The sequence below is a fragment of the Pseudomonas sp. CH61 genome (genome assembly GCF_059429415.1).
Genome location: NZ_CM182098.1, coordinates 4,105,473 through 4,123,015, shown reverse-complemented (window position 1 = coordinate 4,123,015; position 17,543 = coordinate 4,105,473). Strand labels below are relative to the sequence as shown.

14 protein-coding genes, 4 tRNA genes and 1 riboswitch are annotated in these 17,543 nt (G+C 59.0%); of the genes, 16 read left to right on the top strand and 2 right to left on the bottom strand.

The annotated features are described in order from the left end of the window. The first annotated feature begins 19 nt into the window (after positions 1 to 19). The 7 genes from AC5SEM_RS18485 to astE all read left to right on the top strand — a co-directional run bounded on the left by AC5SEM_RS18485 (position 20) and on the right by astE (position 7,874). Positions 20 to 1,240 (top strand): aspartate aminotransferase family protein, encoded by a 1,221-nt coding sequence (locus tag AC5SEM_RS18485; protein WP_016983954.1) that lies wholly within the window; start codon positions 20 to 22, stop codon positions 1,238 to 1,240. 214 nt (positions 1,241 to 1,454) lie between these two features. Next, positions 1,455 to 2,474, top strand: coding sequence for an arginine/ornithine succinyltransferase subunit alpha (gene aruF / locus AC5SEM_RS18480; protein WP_007919353.1), 1,020 nt, complete (start codon positions 1,455 to 1,457; stop codon positions 2,472 to 2,474). A gap of 51 nt (positions 2,475 to 2,525) precedes the next feature. After that, positions 2,526 to 3,551 (top strand): arginine N-succinyltransferase, encoded by a 1,026-nt coding sequence (gene astA / locus AC5SEM_RS18475; protein ID WP_077574191.1) that lies wholly within the window; start codon positions 2,526 to 2,528, stop codon positions 3,549 to 3,551. Beyond that, entirely contained in the window at positions 3,548 to 5,017 is a 1,470-nt protein-coding gene (gene astD / locus AC5SEM_RS18470; protein ID WP_495473482.1) for a succinylglutamate-semialdehyde dehydrogenase, read from the top strand. The genes astA and astD overlap by 4 nt, the downstream gene beginning before the upstream one ends. Before the next feature lie 139 nt (positions 5,018 to 5,156). Continuing rightward, on the top strand, positions 5,157 to 6,503 hold the full coding sequence (gene astB / locus AC5SEM_RS18465; RefSeq protein WP_160041479.1) for an N-succinylarginine dihydrolase: 1,347 nt from the start codon (positions 5,157 to 5,159) through the stop codon (positions 6,501 to 6,503). Positions 6,504 to 6,560: 57 nt separating this feature from the next. Next, positions 6,561 to 6,851: a hypothetical protein gene (locus AC5SEM_RS18460; protein WP_007919345.1), complete on the top strand. Its 291-nt coding sequence runs from the start codon at positions 6,561 to 6,563 to the stop codon at positions 6,849 to 6,851. Between the two features lie 12 nt (positions 6,852 to 6,863). Then, complete coding sequence (astE, locus tag AC5SEM_RS18455) at positions 6,864 to 7,874, top strand: succinylglutamate desuccinylase (RefSeq protein ID WP_212621264.1); 1,011 nt, start codon at positions 6,864 to 6,866, stop codon at positions 7,872 to 7,874. Between the two features lie 121 nt (positions 7,875 to 7,995). Here astE and AC5SEM_RS18450 read toward each other — a convergent pair whose 3' ends face one another. Continuing rightward, on the bottom strand, positions 7,996 to 8,505 hold the full coding sequence (locus tag AC5SEM_RS18450; protein ID WP_034153324.1) for a 6,7-dimethyl-8-ribityllumazine synthase: 510 nt from the start codon (positions 8,503 to 8,505) through the stop codon (positions 7,996 to 7,998). A gap of 101 nt (positions 8,506 to 8,606) precedes the next feature. Beyond that, positions 8,607 to 8,777, bottom strand: a riboswitch (FMN riboswitch). A 275-nt stretch (positions 8,778 to 9,052) separates the two neighbouring features. Between AC5SEM_RS18450 and ltaE the strand changes: the two genes are divergently transcribed. The 8 genes from ltaE to AC5SEM_RS18410 all read left to right on the top strand — a co-directional run bounded on the left by ltaE (position 9,053) and on the right by AC5SEM_RS18410 (position 15,163). Next, complete coding sequence (ltaE, locus tag AC5SEM_RS18445) at positions 9,053 to 10,057, top strand: low-specificity L-threonine aldolase (protein WP_077574185.1); 1,005 nt, start codon at positions 9,053 to 9,055, stop codon at positions 10,055 to 10,057. A 146-nt stretch (positions 10,058 to 10,203) separates the two neighbouring features. Further along, the gene (gene alaS / locus AC5SEM_RS18440; protein ID WP_495470978.1) at positions 10,204 to 12,822 is read left to right on the top strand and encodes an alanine--tRNA ligase; all 2,619 of its coding nucleotides are present in this window, start codon (positions 10,204 to 10,206) and stop codon (positions 12,820 to 12,822) included. 90 nt (positions 12,823 to 12,912) lie between these two features. Then, the gene (locus tag AC5SEM_RS18435) at positions 12,913 to 14,154 is read left to right on the top strand and encodes an aspartate kinase (RefSeq protein ID WP_007919332.1); all 1,242 of its coding nucleotides are present in this window, start codon (positions 12,913 to 12,915) and stop codon (positions 14,152 to 14,154) included. Positions 14,155 to 14,341: 187 nt separating this feature from the next. After that, a complete protein-coding gene (gene csrA / locus AC5SEM_RS18430; protein ID WP_002554426.1) occupies positions 14,342 to 14,530 on the top strand; it encodes a carbon storage regulator CsrA in 189 nt (62 codons plus the stop codon). A gap of 62 nt (positions 14,531 to 14,592) precedes the next feature. Then, positions 14,593 to 14,683: transfer RNA gene (locus AC5SEM_RS18425), tRNA-Ser, on the top strand. A 107-nt stretch (positions 14,684 to 14,790) separates the two neighbouring features. Then, positions 14,791 to 14,867 (top strand) — tRNA-Arg (locus AC5SEM_RS18420). 71 nt (positions 14,868 to 14,938) lie between these two features. Next, positions 14,939 to 15,015: transfer RNA gene (locus AC5SEM_RS18415), tRNA-Arg, on the top strand. Between the two features lie 71 nt (positions 15,016 to 15,086). Next, positions 15,087 to 15,163: transfer RNA gene (locus tag AC5SEM_RS18410), tRNA-Arg, on the top strand. Between the two features lie 19 nt (positions 15,164 to 15,182). Here AC5SEM_RS18410 and AC5SEM_RS18405 read toward each other — a convergent pair. Continuing rightward, the gene (locus AC5SEM_RS18405; RefSeq protein ID WP_123594080.1) at positions 15,183 to 15,701 is read right to left on the bottom strand and encodes a cell envelope protein SmpA; all 519 of its coding nucleotides are present in this window, start codon (positions 15,699 to 15,701) and stop codon (positions 15,183 to 15,185) included. A 321-nt stretch (positions 15,702 to 16,022) separates the two neighbouring features. Between AC5SEM_RS18405 and mgtE the strand changes: the two genes are divergently transcribed. Then, the gene (gene mgtE / locus AC5SEM_RS18400) at positions 16,023 to 17,465 is read left to right on the top strand and encodes a magnesium transporter (protein ID WP_034153320.1); all 1,443 of its coding nucleotides are present in this window, start codon (positions 16,023 to 16,025) and stop codon (positions 17,463 to 17,465) included. The last annotated feature ends 78 nt before the right edge of the window (positions 17,466 to 17,543 follow it).

The window sequence follows — 17,543 nt, the reverse complement described above, 5'->3', positions numbered from 1 at the left end:
CCCTCATCAGGAGACTCCGATGTCCGTTGAGCACGCTGCGGTACAACGCGCCGATTTCGACCAGGTAATGGTTCCCAACTACGCGCCTGCCGCTTTCATTCCGGTGCGTGGCGCCGGTTCCCGTGTCTGGGATCAGGCCGGCCGCGAGCTGATCGACTTCGCCGGCGGGATTGCCGTTAACGTATTGGGCCACGCGCACCCGGCGCTGGTCGGTGCCTTGACCGAGCAAGCGAACAAGCTGTGGCACGTGTCCAACGTGTTCACCAACGAACCAGCGCTGCGCCTGGCGCACAAGCTGATCGACGCCACGTTCGCCGAGCGCGTGTTCTTCTGCAACTCCGGCGCTGAAGCCAACGAGGCCGCGTTCAAGCTGGCCCGTCGCGTGGCGTTCGACCGTTTCGGCACCGAGAAGTACGAAATCATCGCCGCGCTGAACAGCTTCCACGGCCGTACCCTGTTCACCGTTAACGTCGGTGGCCAGTCGAAGTACTCCGACGGTTTCGGCCCGAAAATCACCGGCATCACCCACGTGCCTTATAACGACCTGGCCGCGCTGAAAGCCGCAGTTTCCGACAAGACCTGTGCGGTCGTGCTGGAACCGATCCAGGGCGAGGGCGGCGTACTGCCGGCCGAACTGGCTTACCTGCAAGGTGCCCGCGAGCTGTGCGACGCGAACAACGCGCTGCTGGTGTTCGACGAAGTGCAGACCGGCATGGGCCGCAGCGGCAAGCTGTTCGCCTACCAGCATTACGGCGTGACCCCGGACATCCTCACCAGCGCGAAGAGCCTGGGCGGCGGTTTCCCGATCGCGGCGATGCTGACCACCGAAGCGCTGGCCAAACATCTGGTCGTCGGCACTCATGGCACCACCTACGGCGGCAACCCGCTGGCGTGTGCGGTCGCGGAAGCGGTGATTGACGTGATCAACACCCCTGAAGTGCTGAACGGCGTGAACGCCAAGCACGACAAGTTCAAGGCGCGCCTCGAGCAGATCGGCGAGAAATACGGCCTGTTCACGCAGGTGCGTGGCCTCGGTCTGCTGATCGGTTGCGTACTGAACGATGCCTGGAAAGGCAAGGCCAAAGACATCTTCAACGCCGCTGAAAAAGAAGGCCTGATGATTCTGCAGGCTGGCCCGGACGTGATTCGTTTCGCTCCTAGTCTGGTGGTGGAAGACGCCGATATCGATGCCGGTCTGGATCGTTTTGAACGCGCTGCTGCAGCACTGACACAAGCCTGATAGACCCTTCGGCGCCTGGAGTTTTTCAGGCGTCGATCAAAATTTTATGCCGGACCAGATCAACTGTAGGAGTGAGCCTGCTCGCGATTGCGGTATGTCAGTCGACTCATTGGTTTCTGACAGACCGCAATCGCGAGCAGGCTCACTCCTACATTGATCTCCATGTAGGCCCGGTATTTCTTCTGTGAATTGATAAGAGAAAAGGAGTGACACCATGCTGGTGATGCGCCCCGCGCAAATGGCTGATCTGGGCGAGGTACAGCGTCTGGCTGCGGACAGCCCGATTGGTGTCACTTCCTTGCCGGATGACGTGGAACGTCTGAGCGACAAGATTGCTGCGAGCGAAGCCTCGTTCGCTGCCGAAGTGAGCTTCAACGGTGAAGAAAGCTATTTCTTCGTCCTCGAAGATTCCACCACCGGCAAGCTGGTCGGCTGCTCGGCCATCGTCGCCTCGGCCGGTTATTCGGAGCCGTTCTACAGCTTCCGCAACGAGACCTTCGTGCACGCCTCCCGCGAGCTGAAGATCCACAACAAGATCCACGTGCTCTCGCAGTGCCACGACCTGACCGGCAACAGCTTGCTGACCAGTTTCTACGTGCAGCGCGAGCTGGTCGGTTCGCCATGGTCGGAACTCAACTCCCGTGGCCGTTTGCTGTTCGTCGCCAGCCACCCGGAGCGTTTCGCCGATTCGGTGGTGACCGAGATCGTCGGTTATAGCGACGAGAACGGCGACTCGCCATTCTGGGATGCGATCGGTCGCAACTTCTTCGACCTCAACTACGCCGAAGCCGAACGTCTGTGCGGGCTGAAAAGCCGTACGTTCCTCGCCGAGCTGATGCCGCATTACCCGATCTACGTGCCGCTGCTGCCGGATTCCGCCCAAGAGGCGATGGGCCAGGTGCACCCGCGTGCGCAAATCACCTTCGACATCCTGATGCGCGAAGGCTTCGAGACCGATCACTACATCGACATTTTCGACGGTGGCCCGACCCTGCATGCACGTGTTTCGGGGATCCGCTCGATCGCCCAAAGCCGTGTGGTGCCGGTGAAGATCGGCGAGCCGGTGAAAGGTGCCGGGCGCCAGTATCTGGTGGCCAACGCGCAGTTGCAGGATTACCGCGCGGTATTGCTGGAGCTGGATTACGCGCCGGGTAAACCGGTGACTCTGGATCTGGAAGCGGCCGAAGCCCTGGGCGTCGGTGAAGGTGCCAGCGTGCGCCTGGTGGCGGTTTAACGCCTTAGCGAGTTTCACGGGTGGCGAAAGCGGCCCGTTTGAGGAGATAGCATGATTGTTCGTCCCGTACGCAGCAGCGATTTATCCGCGCTGATCGACCTGGCCCGCAGCACCGGCACCGGCCTGACCACATTGCCGGCCAACGAAGAACGTCTGGCCCATCGGGTCGGCTGGGCCGAGAAGACTTTTCGCGGCGAAGCCGGCCGTGGCGATGCGGACTATCTGTTCGTGCTCGAAGACGATGACGGCCGCGTGGTGGGGATTTCCGCCATTGCTGGCGCCGTCGGTATGCGTGAGCCTTGGTATAACTTCCGGGTTGGCCTGACGGTCAGTGCCTCGCAAGAACTGAACATCTATCGCGAAATTCCGACGCTGTTTCTGGCCAACGACCTGACCGGCAATTCCGAGCTGTGCTCGCTGTTCCTGCATGCCGATTACCGCAGCGGTCTCAACGGTCGCATGTTGTCGAAGGCGCGGATGCTGTTCATCGCTGAATTCCCTGAATTGTTCGGCAACAAGATCATCGCCGAAATGCGCGGTGTCTCCGATGACGCCGGTCGTTCGCCGTTCTGGGAAAGCCTCGGTCGGCACTTCTTCAAAATGGAATTCAGCCAGGCCGATTACCTCACCGGTGTCGGCAACAAGGCGTTCATCGCTGAGCTGATGCCGAAATTCCCGCTGTACACCTGCTTCCTGTCCGAAGGCGCGCGTAGTGTCATCGGTCAGGTTCACCCGGACACCGAGCCGGCACTGGCCATGCTCAAGGGTGAAGGTTTCAGCTATCAGGGTTACGTCGACATCTTCGACGCCGGCCCGGCCATCGAATGCGAAACCGGCAAGATCCGCGCGGTGCGTGACAGTGAAGCGCTGGTGCTGGCCGTAGGCACGCCGGGCGACGACGCCACGCCGTTCATCATCCATAACCGCAAGCGCGAAGACTGCCGCATCACCGCTGCGCCGGCGCGTCTGGCTGCCGGTACGTTGGTGGTCGATCCGCAGACCGCCAAACGTCTTCAACTCAACGCAGGCGACCAAGTGCGCGCCGTGGCGTTGTCCGCTGCACGGGAGTCGAAATAATGAATTCGCTATACATCGCAGGTGAGTGGCTGGCCGGTCAGGGCGAAGCTTTTCAATCGTTGAACCCGGTGACCCAGCAAGTGCTGTGGTCGGGGGAGGGCGCCACCACTGCTCAGGTTGAATCGGCGGTGCAGGCTGCGCGTCAGGCGTTTCCGGGCTGGGCACGTCGTACGCTGGAAGAGCGCATCAGCGTGCTTGAAGCTTTCGCCGCGTCGCTGAAAAACCACGCTGACGAACTGGCTCGCACCATTGGTGAAGAGACCGGTAAACCGCTGTGGGAATCTGCGACCGAAGTGACCAGCATGGTCAACAAGATCGCGATATCGGTGCAGAGCTACCGTGAACGTACCGGCGAGAAAAGCGGCCCGTTGGGCGATGCTACTGCCGTGTTGCGCCATAAGCCGCACGGCGTAGTCGCGGTGTTCGGCCCTTACAACTTCCCCGGCCACTTGCCGAACGGTCACATCGTTCCGGCATTGCTGGCCGGTAACAGCGTGCTGTTCAAGCCAAGCGAACTGACGCCGAAAGTCGCCGAGCTGACGGTCAAGTGCTGGATCGAAGCCGGTCTGCCGGCAGGCGTTTTGAACCTGCTGCAAGGTGCTCGCGAAACCGGCATCGCGCTGGCGGCGAACCCGGGCATCGACGGTCTGTTCTTCACCGGTTCCAGCCGCACCGGCAATCACCTGCATCAGCAATTTGCCGGTCGTCCGGACAAGATTCTGGCGCTGGAAATGGGTGGCAACAATCCGCTGGTGGTCGATCAGGTCGCGGATCTGGATGCAGCGGTTTACACGATCATTCAGTCGGCGTTCATTTCTGCCGGCCAGCGCTGCACGTGTGCGCGCCGTCTGCTGGTGCCGCAGGGCGCGTGGGGCGACAGCCTGCTCAAGCGTTTGGTTGAAGTCAGCTCGACCATCGAGGTCGGTGCATTCGATCAGCAACCCGCGCCGTTCATGGGCTCGGTGATTTCCCTCGGCGCGGCGAAAGCGCTGATGGACGCTCAAGCACATCTGTTGGCCAATGGCGCCGTATCGCTGCTGGCAATGACGCAGCCGCAGGCGCAAGCCGCGTTGCTGACGCCGGGCATTGTTGACGTGACGGCGGTTGCCGAGCGCCCGGACGAAGAACTGTTCGGCCCGTTGCTGCAAGTGATCCGTTACGTCGATTTCGAAGCGGCGATCGCTGAGGCGAATGACACGGCTTATGGTCTGGCCGCTGGTTTACTGTCGGATTCCGAAGCGCGTTATCAGCAGTTCTGGCTGGAAAGCCGCGCCGGGATCGTCAACTGGAACAAACAGCTGACCGGTGCTGCGAGCAGCGCGCCGTTCGGCGGTGTCGGTGCTTCGGGCAACCATCGCGCCAGTGCCTATTACGCAGCGGATTACTGCGCGTATCCGGTGGCGTCGCTGGAAACACGGAGCCTGACTTTGCCAGCAGCCCTGACGCCTGGCGTGAAAATGGCGTAACGGCCATCGCGAGCAGGCTCACTCCTACAAGAGCGATGAAAATCCCTGTAGGAGTGAGCCTGCTCGCGATAGCCGCGACGCGGTCTGACTGAATTGTTACCTGAAGCCTATAACAACAGATTCTCGTGGAGCCTCGCTGATGAAATCCTATGAAGTCAACTTTGACGGTCTAGTGGGGCCGACCCATAACTACGGTGGTCTGTCCTACGGCAACGTTGCCTCCCAGAGCAACAGCCAGCAGTCTTCGAATCCGAAGGAAGCCGCGCTGCAAGGTCTGGCGAAGATGAAAGCGCTGATGGAAATGGGCTTTCAGCAAGGTGTGCTGGCACCGCAGGAGCGTCCGGACGTGGCCGCTTTGCGCCGTCTGGGGTTCAGCGGCACTGACGCGCAAGTGATCGAACGTGCTGCCAAAGAGGCGATGCCGCTGCTGGTCGCCAGTTGCTCGGCGTCGAGCATGTGGGTGGCCAACGCCGCCACGGTCAGCCCGAGTGCCGATACCGCTGATGGCCGCGTGCATTTCACCGCCGCCAACCTCAACTGCAAATACCACCGCAGCATCGAGCATCCGACCACCAGCCGTGTGCTCGGTGCGATGTTCGCCAATCAGCAGCACTTTGCTCATCACGCAGCATTGCCAGCGGTCGCGCAGTTCGGTGACGAAGGCGCGGCCAACCACACGCGTTTCTGCCGTGAGTATGGCGAGGCGGGCGTCGAGTTCTTTGTGTTCGGTCGCAGTGCGTTCGACAACCGTTTCCCGGCGCCGCAAAAGTACCCTGCGCGCCAAACCCTCGAAGCGTCGCAAGCCGTCGCCCGTCTGCACGGTCTGCGTGACGAAGGTGTGGTCTACGCCCAGCAAAACCCGAACGTGATCGATCAGGGCGTGTTCCACAACGACGTGATCGCCGTGGGTAATGGCGAGGTGCTGTTCTATCACGAGGACGCCTTCCTCGACACCGACTCGATGCTGGCCGAGTTGCAAAGCAAGCTGGCCAAAGTCGGCGGCAATTTCCAGTCCGTGTGTGTGCCGCGTTCGGCAGTCACCGTGGATGATGCGGTACGTTCCTACCTGTTCAACAGCCAGTTGCTGTCGCGTCCTGACGGCTCGATGCTGCTGATCGTGCCGCAAGAGTGCCAGGCCAACGAGCGCGTCTGGGCGTATCTGCAAAGCCTGACCAGCTCCGGTGGTCTGATCCGCGAAGTGAAAGTTTTCGATCTCAAGCAAAGCATGCAGAACGGCGGCGGCCCGGCGTGCCTGCGACTGCGCGTCGCGCTTAACGAAACCGAACTGGCGGCGGTCAACCCAGGGGTTATCATGACGCCACCGTTGTACGGTTCGTTGACCGCATGGGTTGAAAAGCATTACCGCGACCGCCTGAGCGAAACCGATCTGGCGGATCCGCAATTGCTGCTTGAATGCCGGACGGCACTGGATGAACTGACGCAAATCCTTAAACTGGGCGCGGTTTATCCATTCCAGATCAATTGATGGCCGGCGCGTCGCCTGAACGCGGCGCGCGGCTTGTCTCCCCAAGAGAGTAAAAACATGAGCGATTCCCTGCAGCTGATCCTTGAAGACACCGACGGCACGCAACTGGAGACTTCCTGCACCCGCGTCGCGGTCATGTGGCAAGGCAAAGAGCTGTGGATCCAGCAGGACGGCCGTGGCCAACTGCTGATCGGCGTGGACGTTGAAGAAGGTGACGCCGAGTACGCCAACCTGCTGCTGCGCCCATTGGCGACTAATCTGGTAAGTCTGCAACTGGAAATGGAACCGGCTGACGTCGGCGACGACGAAGACCACGTGCACGGCCCGGATTGCAACCACGACCACTAAGGAAACCGCTCTATGCTCGCCCTCGGCAAACTGCTTGAACTGACCCTCGCCGGCCGCGAACCGGCGGAGAAGACTCAACTGACTGTCGAAGGCGTGCGGATGCGCTGGTTGAGCGAAGGTGCGCTGGAAGTCCGGCCACCCGAAGCACGCGACAACGGCCTGGACCTGCTGCTGTCGGCGGGCATCCATGGCAACGAAACAGCGCCGATCGAGTTGCTTGATCGGCTGCTGCACGACATCGCGCGTGGCGATCTGAAGCCGCGCGCACGCATTCTGTTCCTGTTCGGCAACCCGGAAGCGATTCGCAAAGGCGAGCGTTTCGTCGAGCAGGACGTCAATCGGCTGTTCAACGGCCGTCATGAACAAAGCAGTGGCAGCGAAGCGCTGCGTGCCTGTGAGCTGGAGCGGTTGGCGGCGAGTTTCTTCAGCCTGCCGGATCGCCAGCGTCTGCACTACGACTTGCACACCGCTATTCGCGGCTCGAAGATCGAACAGTTCGCGCTGTATCCGTGGAAGGAAGGTCGCCAGCATTCACGCCTTGAGCTGGCGCGCCTGCGCGCTGCCGGCATGGAGGCGGTGCTGTTGCAGAACAAACCGTCGATCGTGTTCAGCTCGTACACCTACGACAAACTCGGTGCCGAGGCTTTCACGCTGGAACTGGGCAAGGCGCGGCCGTTCGGGCAGAACGACGGGGTTAACGTCTCGCTGCTGGAAACTCGTCTGAAGCAGATCATCGAAGGCACTGAGCCGGAGATGGCTGAACCACGGCTGGATGGTTTGCAGCTGTTCAGCGTCGCGCGGGAAATCATCAAGCACAGCGATGCCTTTCGTTTGAACCTGCCGCAGGACATCGAAAACTTTTCAGAGTTGGAAGTGGGTTATGTGTTGGCCGAGGATTTGGCCAATACCCGTTGGATCATCGAAGAGCAGGGCGCGCGGATCATCTTCCCCAATCCCAAGGTCAAGAACGGCTTGCGCGCGGGCATCCTGATCGTCCCGACCACCGACGAAAATCTCGCCTGATCCTACGCAAAACCCCTGTAGGAGTGAGCCTGCTCGCGATTGCAATGTATCAGTCACTACAGTGGTCGACTGACACTCCGCTATCGCGAGCAGGCTCACTCCTACAGTTTTGGTTCCGTGTTTACACGGCTACAGCATGCGGCTCAGTACGGCGCAGCGCGCGAACCTTGCGCAGCGTATCCGCGCAAGTCCGCGCCGCTTCCTGACCCTTGTGCACAAAGTGCTCAAAGAAGAACTTCTGATGTTCGTCGCCAGCATGGAAGTGATGCGGCGTCAGCGACACCGAGAACACCGGCACTTCGGTTTCCAGTTGCACCTGCATCAGGCCGCTGACCACCGACTGGGCGACGAACTCGTGACGGTAGATGCCGCCGTCCACGACCAAGGCTGCGGCGACGATGCCGGCATAGCGACCGGTCTTGGCCAGCAACTTGGCGTGCAGGGGCATTTCAAAGGCGCCGCCGACTTCGAAGATGTCGATGTCCGATTCCTGATAACCCAAGGCAATCATTTCGGCGACGAAGCCTTTACGGCTCTGGTCGACGATTTCCTTGTGCCAGCAGGCCTGGATGAACGCGACGCGCTCGCCGTGAGGGTGTTTGTTTTTGCTGTCGATAGCGGTGGGTTGCATGTTCTGACTCCTGTTTGTGTGAAAAACAGGGCGTTATGAATCGAAAGGGATTCAAGGGTGCGCACACGCACAACATCGCGCGGACGGCCCTTTGGCGTTAATCCCGTTCTCTCTTCATCCGGACTATGACCGTCGGCCCCGGAATCACACCGGGTCTGCTGACCTTGCCGCCGCGCACAACCAAAGCCGTGTCAGCACCAAGCGCTCGCGGGCTATACGCGTTGCGCGCAATTACCGCCGGTGGGGAATTGCACCCCGCCCTGAGAACGTTTTTGCCGCCCTTTCTCGGGCGGCGCAGCGTTTTTAACACATATTTTCCGGCCCTGCACAGAACCTGTGGGAGCGAGCCTGCTCGCGAAAGCAGTGTGTCAGTTAGCAGATGTGTTACTGACAGACTGCTTTCGCGAGCAGGCTCGCTCCCACATGGATGGTGTGTTCTCAAGAAGTAACCTGACCTTTTCGCGCTCAAGGGTTGATTAATCCACGCGATGCCCGCAGTAATTCCACTTCGTAAAGGGATTTCCCCTGCTGACTTGAGGCCAGGTTCATGAGCGTTATCGATCTTCGCAGCGACACCGTCACCCAACCGACTCCCGCCATGCTCGACGCAATGACTGCGGCGGACACTGGCGATGACGTGTACGGCGAAGATCCGACGGTCAATCGTCTGGAAGCCGAATTGGCCAAGCGTCTGGGGTTTGCTGCAGCGCTGTTCGTGCCGACCGGCACCATGAGTAATCTGCTGGGGTTGATGGCGCACTGTGAGCGCGGCGACGAATACGTCGTGGGTCAGCAGGCGCATACCTACAAGTACGAAGGTGGGGGCGCGGCGGTACTCGGTTCGATCCAGCCGCAGCCGCTGGAAGTACAGGCCGATGGATCGCTGGATCTGGATCAGGTCGCCGCAGCGATCAAACCTGACGACTTCCATTTCGCCCGGACCCGTCTGCTGGCGCTGGAAAACACCATGCAGGGCAAAGTCCTGCCGCTGGAGTATCTGGCTCGGGCCCGTCGCTTCACTCAGGACAAAGGCTTGCAACTGCACCTCGACGGCGCGCGCCTGTACAACGCGGCGGTCAAGCTGGGTGTCGATGCGCGGGAAATCACTCAGTACTTTGATTCGGTGTCGGTGTGCCTGTCCAAAGGTCTTGGCGCGCCGGTCGGCTCGGTGTTGTGCGGTTCTGAGCAACTGATCGGCAAGGCCCGGCGTTTGCGCAAAATGGTCGGTGGCGGCATGCGCCAGGCCGGGTTGTTGGCGGCGGCGGGGCTGTATGCGCTGGATCACAACGTCGAGCGTCTGGCCGACGATCACGCCAATGCGCAATTGCTCGCCGAAGGTCTGCGTGAAGCAGGTTTCATCGTCGAACCCGTGCAAACCAACATGGTTTATGTGCAAATGGGCGACAAAGCCGAAGCGATCAAGGCCTTTGCTGCCGAACGCGGGATCAAGTTGAGCGCCGCCGCGCGCCTGCGTATGGTCACGCACATGGACGTCAATCGCTCGCAAATCGAGCAAGTGATCGCGACATTCGTCGAGTTTTCGCGCAAGTGACAGCGTTAGCCGTCCAATTGACCGTTTCTATCGTATAAACACGCTGTACCCCGCGCGCAGGGCCGATATAATGCGGCCCTTTGCCGTCGCTTCGTCTGTTGACGTTTCGAACAGGCCTTTGGCCGCAGCCTCCGTGGAAGAACCTAATGAAAAGCGCAGAAATCCGTGAAGCCTTCCTTCGCTTCTTCGAAGAGCAAGGCCACACCCGTGTAGCCTCCAGCTCTTTGATTCCGGGCAACGACCCAACCCTGCTGTTCACTAACGCGGGGATGAACCAGTTCAAGGACTGCTTCCTGGGCCAGGAAAAACGTGCGTACACCCGTGCGACCAGCAGCCAGAAATGCGTGCGTGCCGGTGGCAAGAACAGCGACCTGGAAAACGTCGGTTATACCGCTCGTCACCACACGTTCTTTGAAATGCTCGGTAACTTCAGCTTCGGCGACTATTTCAAGAAAGACGCGATAACCTACGCGTGGACCTTCCTGACCGGCGTTCTGCAACTGCCGAAGGAAAAACTCTGGGTCACCGTCTACGCCTCCGACGACGAAGCGTATGACATCTGGACCAAAGAAATCGGTGTGCCGGTCGAGCGCATGATCCGCATCGGCGACAACAAAGGCGCGCCATACGCCTCTGACAACTTCTGGACCATGGGCGATACCGGTCCGTGCGGCCCATGCACCGAGATTTTCTACGATCACGGCGACCATATCTGGGGCGGCCCACCGGGCTCGCCGGAAGAAGATGGCGACCGTTACATCGAGATCTGGAACAACGTGTTCATGCAGTTCAACCGCACCGCCGATGGCGTGTTGCATCCGTTGCCAGCACCGTCGGTCGACACCGGCATGGGCCTGGAGCGGATCAGTGCGGTGATGCAGCACGTCAACTCCAACTACGACATCGACCTGTTCAAGAACCTGCTGAAGGCCTCGGCTGAAGCCATCGGTTGCGAAAATGGCGATCAGTCTTCGCTCAAGGTTGTTTCCGATCACATCCGTTCGTGCGGTTTCCTGATCGCCGACGGCGTACTGCCATCCAACGAAGGTCGCGGTTATGTACTGCGCCGGATCATCCGTCGCGCTTGCCGTCACGGTAACAAGCTGGGCGCCACTGGCAGCTTCTTCTACAAGATCGTCGCGGCGCTGGTTGCCGAGATGGGCGAAGCCTTCCCGGAACTGAAGAAGCAGCAGAGCAACATCGAGCGCGTGCTCAAGGCTGAAGAAGAGCAGTTCTCCAAGACGCTGGAGCACGGTCTGAAGATCCTCGAGCAGGATCTGCTGGAACTCAAAGGCACCGTGGTGCCGGGCGACGTGGTGTTCAAACTCTACGACACTTACGGTTTCCCGATGGACCTGACCGCCGACATCGCCCGCGAGCGCAGCCTGACTGTCGACGAAGCCGGTTTCGAGCGTGAGATGGAAGCCCAGCGTGTTCGCGCGCGTTCGGCCAGCTCGTTCGGTCTGGACTACAACACCTTGGTCAAGGTTGATGTGGCCACCGAGTTCACCGGCTACAAAGACACCAGCGGTTCGGCAAAAATCGTCGCTATCTATAAAGATGGCCAGTCGGTCGACGTCTTGAATGAAGGCGAAGAGGCGGTGATCGTTCTGAACCAGACGCCGTTCTACGCTGAATCCGGCGGCCAGATCGGCGACTGTGGTTATCTGCAGGCTGGCAACGCACGTTTCGACGTACGTGACACCACCAAGACCGGCGGCGCGTTCCTGCACCACGGTGTGCTGGATTCGGGCAGCCTGACCATTGGCGCGCCAGTGGAAACTCACGTCGATGCCGAAGTGCGTCACGCGACTTCGCTGAACCACTCGGCCACGCACTTGCTGCACGCTGCGCTGCGTCAGGTATTGGGCGAGCACGTTCAACAGAAAGGTTCGTTGGTCGATAGCCAGCGCCTGCGTTTCGACTTCAGCCACTTTGAAGCGATCAAGCCGGAACAGATCAAAGCACTGGAAGACATCGTCAACGCCGAGATCCGCAAGAACTCCGCCGTTGAGACCGAAGAAACCGACATCGAAACCGCCAAGAACAAAGGCGCGATGGCGCTGTTCGGCGAGAAGTACGGCGACAACGTGCGCGTGCTGAGCATGGGCGGCGATTTCTCCGTCGAGCTGTGCGGCGGTATCCACGCCAACCGTACCGGCGACATCGGCCTGCTGAAAATCATCAGCGAAGGCGGTGTGGCATCGGGCGTGCGTCGTATCGAGGCAGTCACTGGTGCGCAAGCACTGGCCTACTTGAACGCGGCAGAAGAACAACTCAAGGAAGCGGCCAGCCTGGTCAAGGGCAGTCGCGACAACCTGATCGACAAGCTGTCGGCTGTGCTGGAGCGCAACCGCCAACTGGAGAAGCAACTCGAGCAGTTGCAAGCCAAGGCGGCCAGCGCTGCGGGCGACGATCTGTCGTCCTCGGCACTGGACGTCAAAGGCGTGAAGGTTTTGGCCGCACGTCTGGATGGTCAGGACGCCAAAGCGCTGCTGGCGCTGGTTGATCAGTTGAAGAACAAACTCGGCCGCGCAGTGATCCTGCTCGGCAGTGTCCATGAGGAAAAGGTCGTTCTGGTTGCTGGCGTAACCAAAGACCTGACTGGCCAACTCAAAGCCGGTGATTTGATGAGGCAGGCTGCTGCGGCAGTGGGCGGGAAGGGCGGTGGTCGTCCGGACATGGCGCAGGGCGGCGGTATCGACGCCGGCGCGCTGGATGGCGCATTGGCGCTGACCGTTCCATTCGTCGAGCAGGGTTTATAAGACGGCACGGCGGGCCCGCAGTCTAGTGGCGGGCCCGGCGGCTGTTCGAGTGATTATTGGGCGCCCTTCATGGGCAGAGGCGGCTTTGAAATGGCTTTGATCGTACAGAAATTTGGAGGCACCTCGGTCGGTACTGTCGAGAGAATCGAGCAGGTCGCCGACAAGGTTAAGAAATTCCGCGATGCCGGCGATGACCTGGTGGTTGTGCTGTCTGCAATGAGCGGCGAAACCAACCGTCTGATCGATCTGGCCAAGCAAATCAGTGGCGATACTCAACCGGTTCCGCGTGAACTGGACGTGATCGTTTCCACCGGTGAGCAGGTGACGATTGCCCTGTTGGCCATGGCGCTGATCAAGCGCGGTGTGCCGGCGGTGTCGTACACCGGTAACCAGGTGCGGATCCTGACCGACAGTGCGCACAATAAAGCGCGTATCTTGCAGATTGATGACCAGAAGATTCGTGGTGATCTGAAAGCGGGTCGCGTGGTGGTTGTCGCCGGTTTTCAGGGCGTCGACGAGCACGGCAACATCACCACCCTCGGTCGTGGCGGTTCCGACACCACCGGTGTGGCACTGGCTGCCGCGTTGAAGGCTGACGAGTGCCAGATCTACACCGACGTTGATGGTGTTTACACCACTGACCCGCGTGTCGTGCCAGTCGCTCAGCGTCTCGACAAGATTACCTTTGAAGAGATGCTGGAAATGGCCAGCCTCGGTTCCAAGGTGTTGCAGATCCGTGCGGTGGAATTCGCCGGCAAGTACAACGTTCCGCTGCGCGTACTGCACAGCTTCAAGGAGGGTCCGGGCACCCTCATTACTATTGATGAAGAGGAAACCATGGAACAGCCGATCATTTCCGGCATCGCTTTCAACCGCGATGAAGCCAAGCTGACCATCCGTGGCGTGCCAGACACCCCGGGCGTGGCGTTCAAGATTCTCGGCCCGATCAGTGCCGCGAACATCGAGGTCGACATGATCGTGCAGAACGTTGCGCACGATAACACCACCGACTTCACCTTCACCGTACACCGCAACGACTACCAGGCCGCACAGACCGTGCTGGAAAACACCGCTCGCGAGATCGGTGCCCGTGAAGTGGTTGGTGACACCAAGATTGCCAAGGTCTCGATCGTCGGCGTCGGCATGCGTTCCCACGCAGGTGTGGCCAGCCGCATGTTCGAGTCCCTGGCAAAAGAAAGCATCAACATCCAGATGATCTCGACTTCGGAAATCAAGGTTTCCGTGGTCATCGAAGAGAAGTACCTGGAACTGGCCGTGCGCGCCCTGCACACAGCTTTCGAACTGGATGCTCCGGCCCGTCAAGGCGAGTAATTCCGTTTCTTGAAGGGCGCGGTCTGACCGCGCCCTTTATTTTTTGAATGGCGCGAGCCCTGAACTGTTCTTTTGCTCGCGCTGGTCAATACTCAGGCATGTAGGGCTACGATCGCTCCGGTTGTAGGTCGGGTGCCTTTTTTTTGCAGACTGTTGTCCCTGAACTGAATTGCGTGAGGAGAAAGGTATGCTGATTCTGACTCGTCGGTGCGCAGAAAGCCTGATTATCGGTGATGGCGAAATCACCGTGACCGTGCTCGGCGTTAAAGGAAACCAAGTGCGTATCGGCGTCAACGCCCCGAAAGAGGTTGCCGTGCACCGTGAGGAAATTTACCTGCGTATAAAGAAAGAGAAGGACGAAGAACCAAGCCATTAATTTTTATCGATTTTTATGTTTGCAAACGGGGAAAAGGTTGGTTAAGATACGCCCCGTGTTGCGGAGAGCTGGCCGAGTGGCCGAAGGCGCTCCCCTGCTAAGGGAGTACACCTCACAAGGGTGTCGGGGGTTCGAATCCCCCGTTCTCCGCCATTATTTGCTTAGTACGTCGTAATCTGGCTTTTTCTGTAAGTTGTTGAAATTAATAGAAAAAGTGGTTGGAATAGAGATTAGACGGGCTATAATGCGGCGCAACAAATGCACTCGTAGCTCAGCTGGATAGAGTACTCGGCTACGAACCGAGCGGTCACAGGTTCGAATCCTGTCGAGTGCACCATTTAAGAGTCAGTTACAGCAATGTAAATGACTTGGCTTCAACCAGATGTGATCTGGTCTAAAAACACAAATGCACTCGTAGCTCAGCTGGATAGAGTACTCGGCTACGAACCGAGCGGTCACAGGTTCGAATCCTGTCGAGTGCACCATTTAAGAGTTAGTTGCAGCAATGTGAATAACTTGGTTTCAGCCAGTTGTGGTCTGGTCTAAAAACACAAATGCACTCGTAGCTCAGCTGGATAGAGTACTCGGCTACGAACCGAGCGGTCACAGGTTCGAATCCTGTCGAGTGCACCATATACCGAAAAGCCCGCGTTTAACGCGGGCTTTTTGCTGTCCGCGATTTGGCTTTTGCCTTCACGCATCCTCTCTCGTCAAAATCTATTTGAGCACTCCTGCCTCGCTTGAGGTCGTATCGATAGCTCGTCGTCGATGTTCGAATATTCACTTTGTCCGGTTTGCCTAGCGCGCTTTCAACATCTTGCTGACTCATGCCGGCAATCACGCGTTGATTGATGATCGCGGCGCGACGTTGTCTCGCGTCGATCAGGTTTCCGCATTTGTCTTCAGTGTGGCCAACAATGCCTGGTTCTCTATTTCGCGTTGTCATGCCTGATGTTTCTTCATGGTTGTGTTCCGGCATCACTGCCACAACCGATCCGGGTGAGTAGGGGTGGACTTCCTGTGCTGAGCGCTGCTCGCCTTGTGCGCAGCTCATCGAGGTGAACGTGATGCTGCCGTCAGCGGCTTCGCAGCGATGGAGGGTGAGGGCGGCCCCGGTGGGTGGCAGGCAGAGCAGGCTGGTGAGTACGAGGTGGGATGGTTTCAATGGCATTCGGCGTCCTCCATGACGATCTACGCTCAAGGGTAGTCGCTACATCTTTCGGCGCTGGTGTGTTTTCTTTTCAGGATGAGTCGTCGCATTTGCAGGGATCAGGACAGTGCTCAGGTTTGTTTCGCAAGCGCTTGTTTCGACCGCGATTTTTTAACGTTTTAAACCGTCAGGCGGTGTATCATTGCGCCCGTCAGCCCCGCCGGGGCTTATGGAAAACCTCCATGGACTTACCCAGTAGTTACTCAGTAAATAGTTTCACCAATCATGAATTGACTGATTGATCCTTCCGGCGTGCCCCGCTGCTGGGAGTGGAGTTCGCCTATGTCTGAAATCGAAGTAAAGAAAACACAAGAAAGCCTGCAGGATCGCCTGGCTCAGGTCGTCGAACTGCTGCAGCGTCAGCGGGTCGTCGAAGACCTGACTCACCGCCAGGAAGGCGCGCATCACGATCGCGTCGAAAACCTGGTTCACCGACAAAACCTCGTCGAGCTGCAACGCAAGCTCGATGATCTGCACTCCGCTGACGTTGCCTACATCCTTGAAGCCCTGCCGCTGGACGATCGTCTGACGCTCTGGCAATTGGTCAAGGCTGATCGCGACGGCGATATCCTTCTCGAAGTATCCGACTCCGTTCGTGAAACGCTGATCGCCGACATGGACGATCACGAGCTCTTGGCTGCGGCCAAGGACATGGACGCCGACGAACTTGCTGACCTGGCTTCCGAGCTGCCGCGAGACGTCGTCCATGAGCTGATGGAGAGTCTGGATAACCAGCAACGTGAACGCGTACGCTCGGCCCTGTCTTACGACGAGGAGCAGGTTGGTGCGCTGATGGACTTCGAGATGGTGACTATCCGCGAGGATGTCAGTCTCGAAGTGGTTCTGCGCTATTTGCGTCGTCTCAAAGAGCTTCCTGGTCACACCGACAAGCTGTTCGTGGTTGATTACGACGGTGTGCTCAAGGGTGTGCTGCCGATCAAGCGTCTGCTGGTCAATGACCCGGACAAGCAGGTTGCCGAAGTGATGGCCAGCGATCCGGTGAGTTTCCATCCGGACGAAGACGCTTACGACGCCGCGCAGGCGTTCGAGCGTTACGACTTGATCTCGGCCCCTGTAGTCGACAAGAACGGCAAGTTGATCGGCCGTCTGACCATTGATGAAATGGTTGACCTGATTCGTGAAGAGAGTGAGAGCGAAGTTCTCAACATGGCCGGTCTGCGTGAAGAGGAAGACATCTTCGCCTCCGTCTGGAAGTCTTTACGCAACCGTTGGGCATGGCTGGCGGTCAACCTGATCACTGCGTTTGTCGCCTCTCGAGTGATCGGTCTGTTCGAAGGCTCGATCGAGAAGCTGGTAGCGCTCGCAGCGCTGATGCCGATCGTGGCGGGTATCGGTGGCAATTCCGGTAACCAGACGATCACCATGATTGTTCGCGCCATGGCGCTCGATCAGGTCAGCACTGGCAATACCTCGCGTCTGATGCGCAAGGAGTTGGCGGTGGGCTTGATTAATGGCTTGGTCTGGGGCGGTGTGATCGGCGTCGTTGCTTATCTGCTCTACGGCAGTTGGTCGTTGGGCGTGGTAATGACGGCAGCGATGACGCTGAATCTGTTGCTGGCTGCGTTGATGGGAGTGTTGATCCCTATGACCCTGGCGAAGATGGGGCGAGATCCGGCGATGGGGGCGAGCGTGATGATCACTGCGATGACGGACAGTGGTGGTTTCTTCATCTTCCTGGGGTTGGCGACAATCTTCCTGCTCTGATCGGTATTAGCGAAACTGCCCGCCAATTGGCGGGCTTTTTTGTGTCTGCGAAATCTCAAATGCCGCGCAAAAAAAAGC

What these genes read in the sequence shown, in the direction of transcription:
- AC5SEM_RS18485 (WP_016983954.1), top strand. Translation starts at nt 20, where the DNA reads ATGTCCGTTGAGCACGCTGCGGTACAACGCGCCGATTTCGACCAGGTA.
- aruF (WP_007919353.1), top strand. Translation starts at nt 1,455, where the DNA reads ATGCTGGTGATGCGCCCCGCGCAAATGGCTGATCTGGGCGAGGTACAG.
- astA (WP_077574191.1), top strand. Translation starts at nt 2,526, where the DNA reads ATGATTGTTCGTCCCGTACGCAGCAGCGATTTATCCGCGCTGATCGAC.
- astB (WP_160041479.1), top strand. Translation starts at nt 5,157, where the DNA reads ATGAAATCCTATGAAGTCAACTTTGACGGTCTAGTGGGGCCGACCCAT.
- AC5SEM_RS18460 (WP_007919345.1), top strand. Translation starts at nt 6,561, where the DNA reads ATGAGCGATTCCCTGCAGCTGATCCTTGAAGACACCGACGGCACGCAA.
- astE (WP_212621264.1), top strand. Translation starts at nt 6,864, where the DNA reads ATGCTCGCCCTCGGCAAACTGCTTGAACTGACCCTCGCCGGCCGCGAA.
- AC5SEM_RS18450 (WP_034153324.1), bottom strand. Translation starts at nt 8,505, where the DNA reads ATGCAACCCACCGCTATCGACAGCAAAAACAAACACCCTCACGGCGAG.
- ltaE (WP_077574185.1), top strand. Translation starts at nt 9,053, where the DNA reads ATGAGCGTTATCGATCTTCGCAGCGACACCGTCACCCAACCGACTCCC.
- alaS (WP_495470978.1), top strand. Translation starts at nt 10,204, where the DNA reads ATGAAAAGCGCAGAAATCCGTGAAGCCTTCCTTCGCTTCTTCGAAGAG.
- AC5SEM_RS18435 (WP_007919332.1), top strand. Translation starts at nt 12,913, where the DNA reads ATGGCTTTGATCGTACAGAAATTTGGAGGCACCTCGGTCGGTACTGTC.
- csrA (WP_002554426.1), top strand. Translation starts at nt 14,342, where the DNA reads ATGCTGATTCTGACTCGTCGGTGCGCAGAAAGCCTGATTATCGGTGAT.
- AC5SEM_RS18405 (WP_123594080.1), bottom strand. Translation starts at nt 15,701, where the DNA reads ATGCCATTGAAACCATCCCACCTCGTACTCACCAGCCTGCTCTGCCTG.
- mgtE (WP_034153320.1), top strand. Translation starts at nt 16,023, where the DNA reads ATGTCTGAAATCGAAGTAAAGAAAACACAAGAAAGCCTGCAGGATCGC.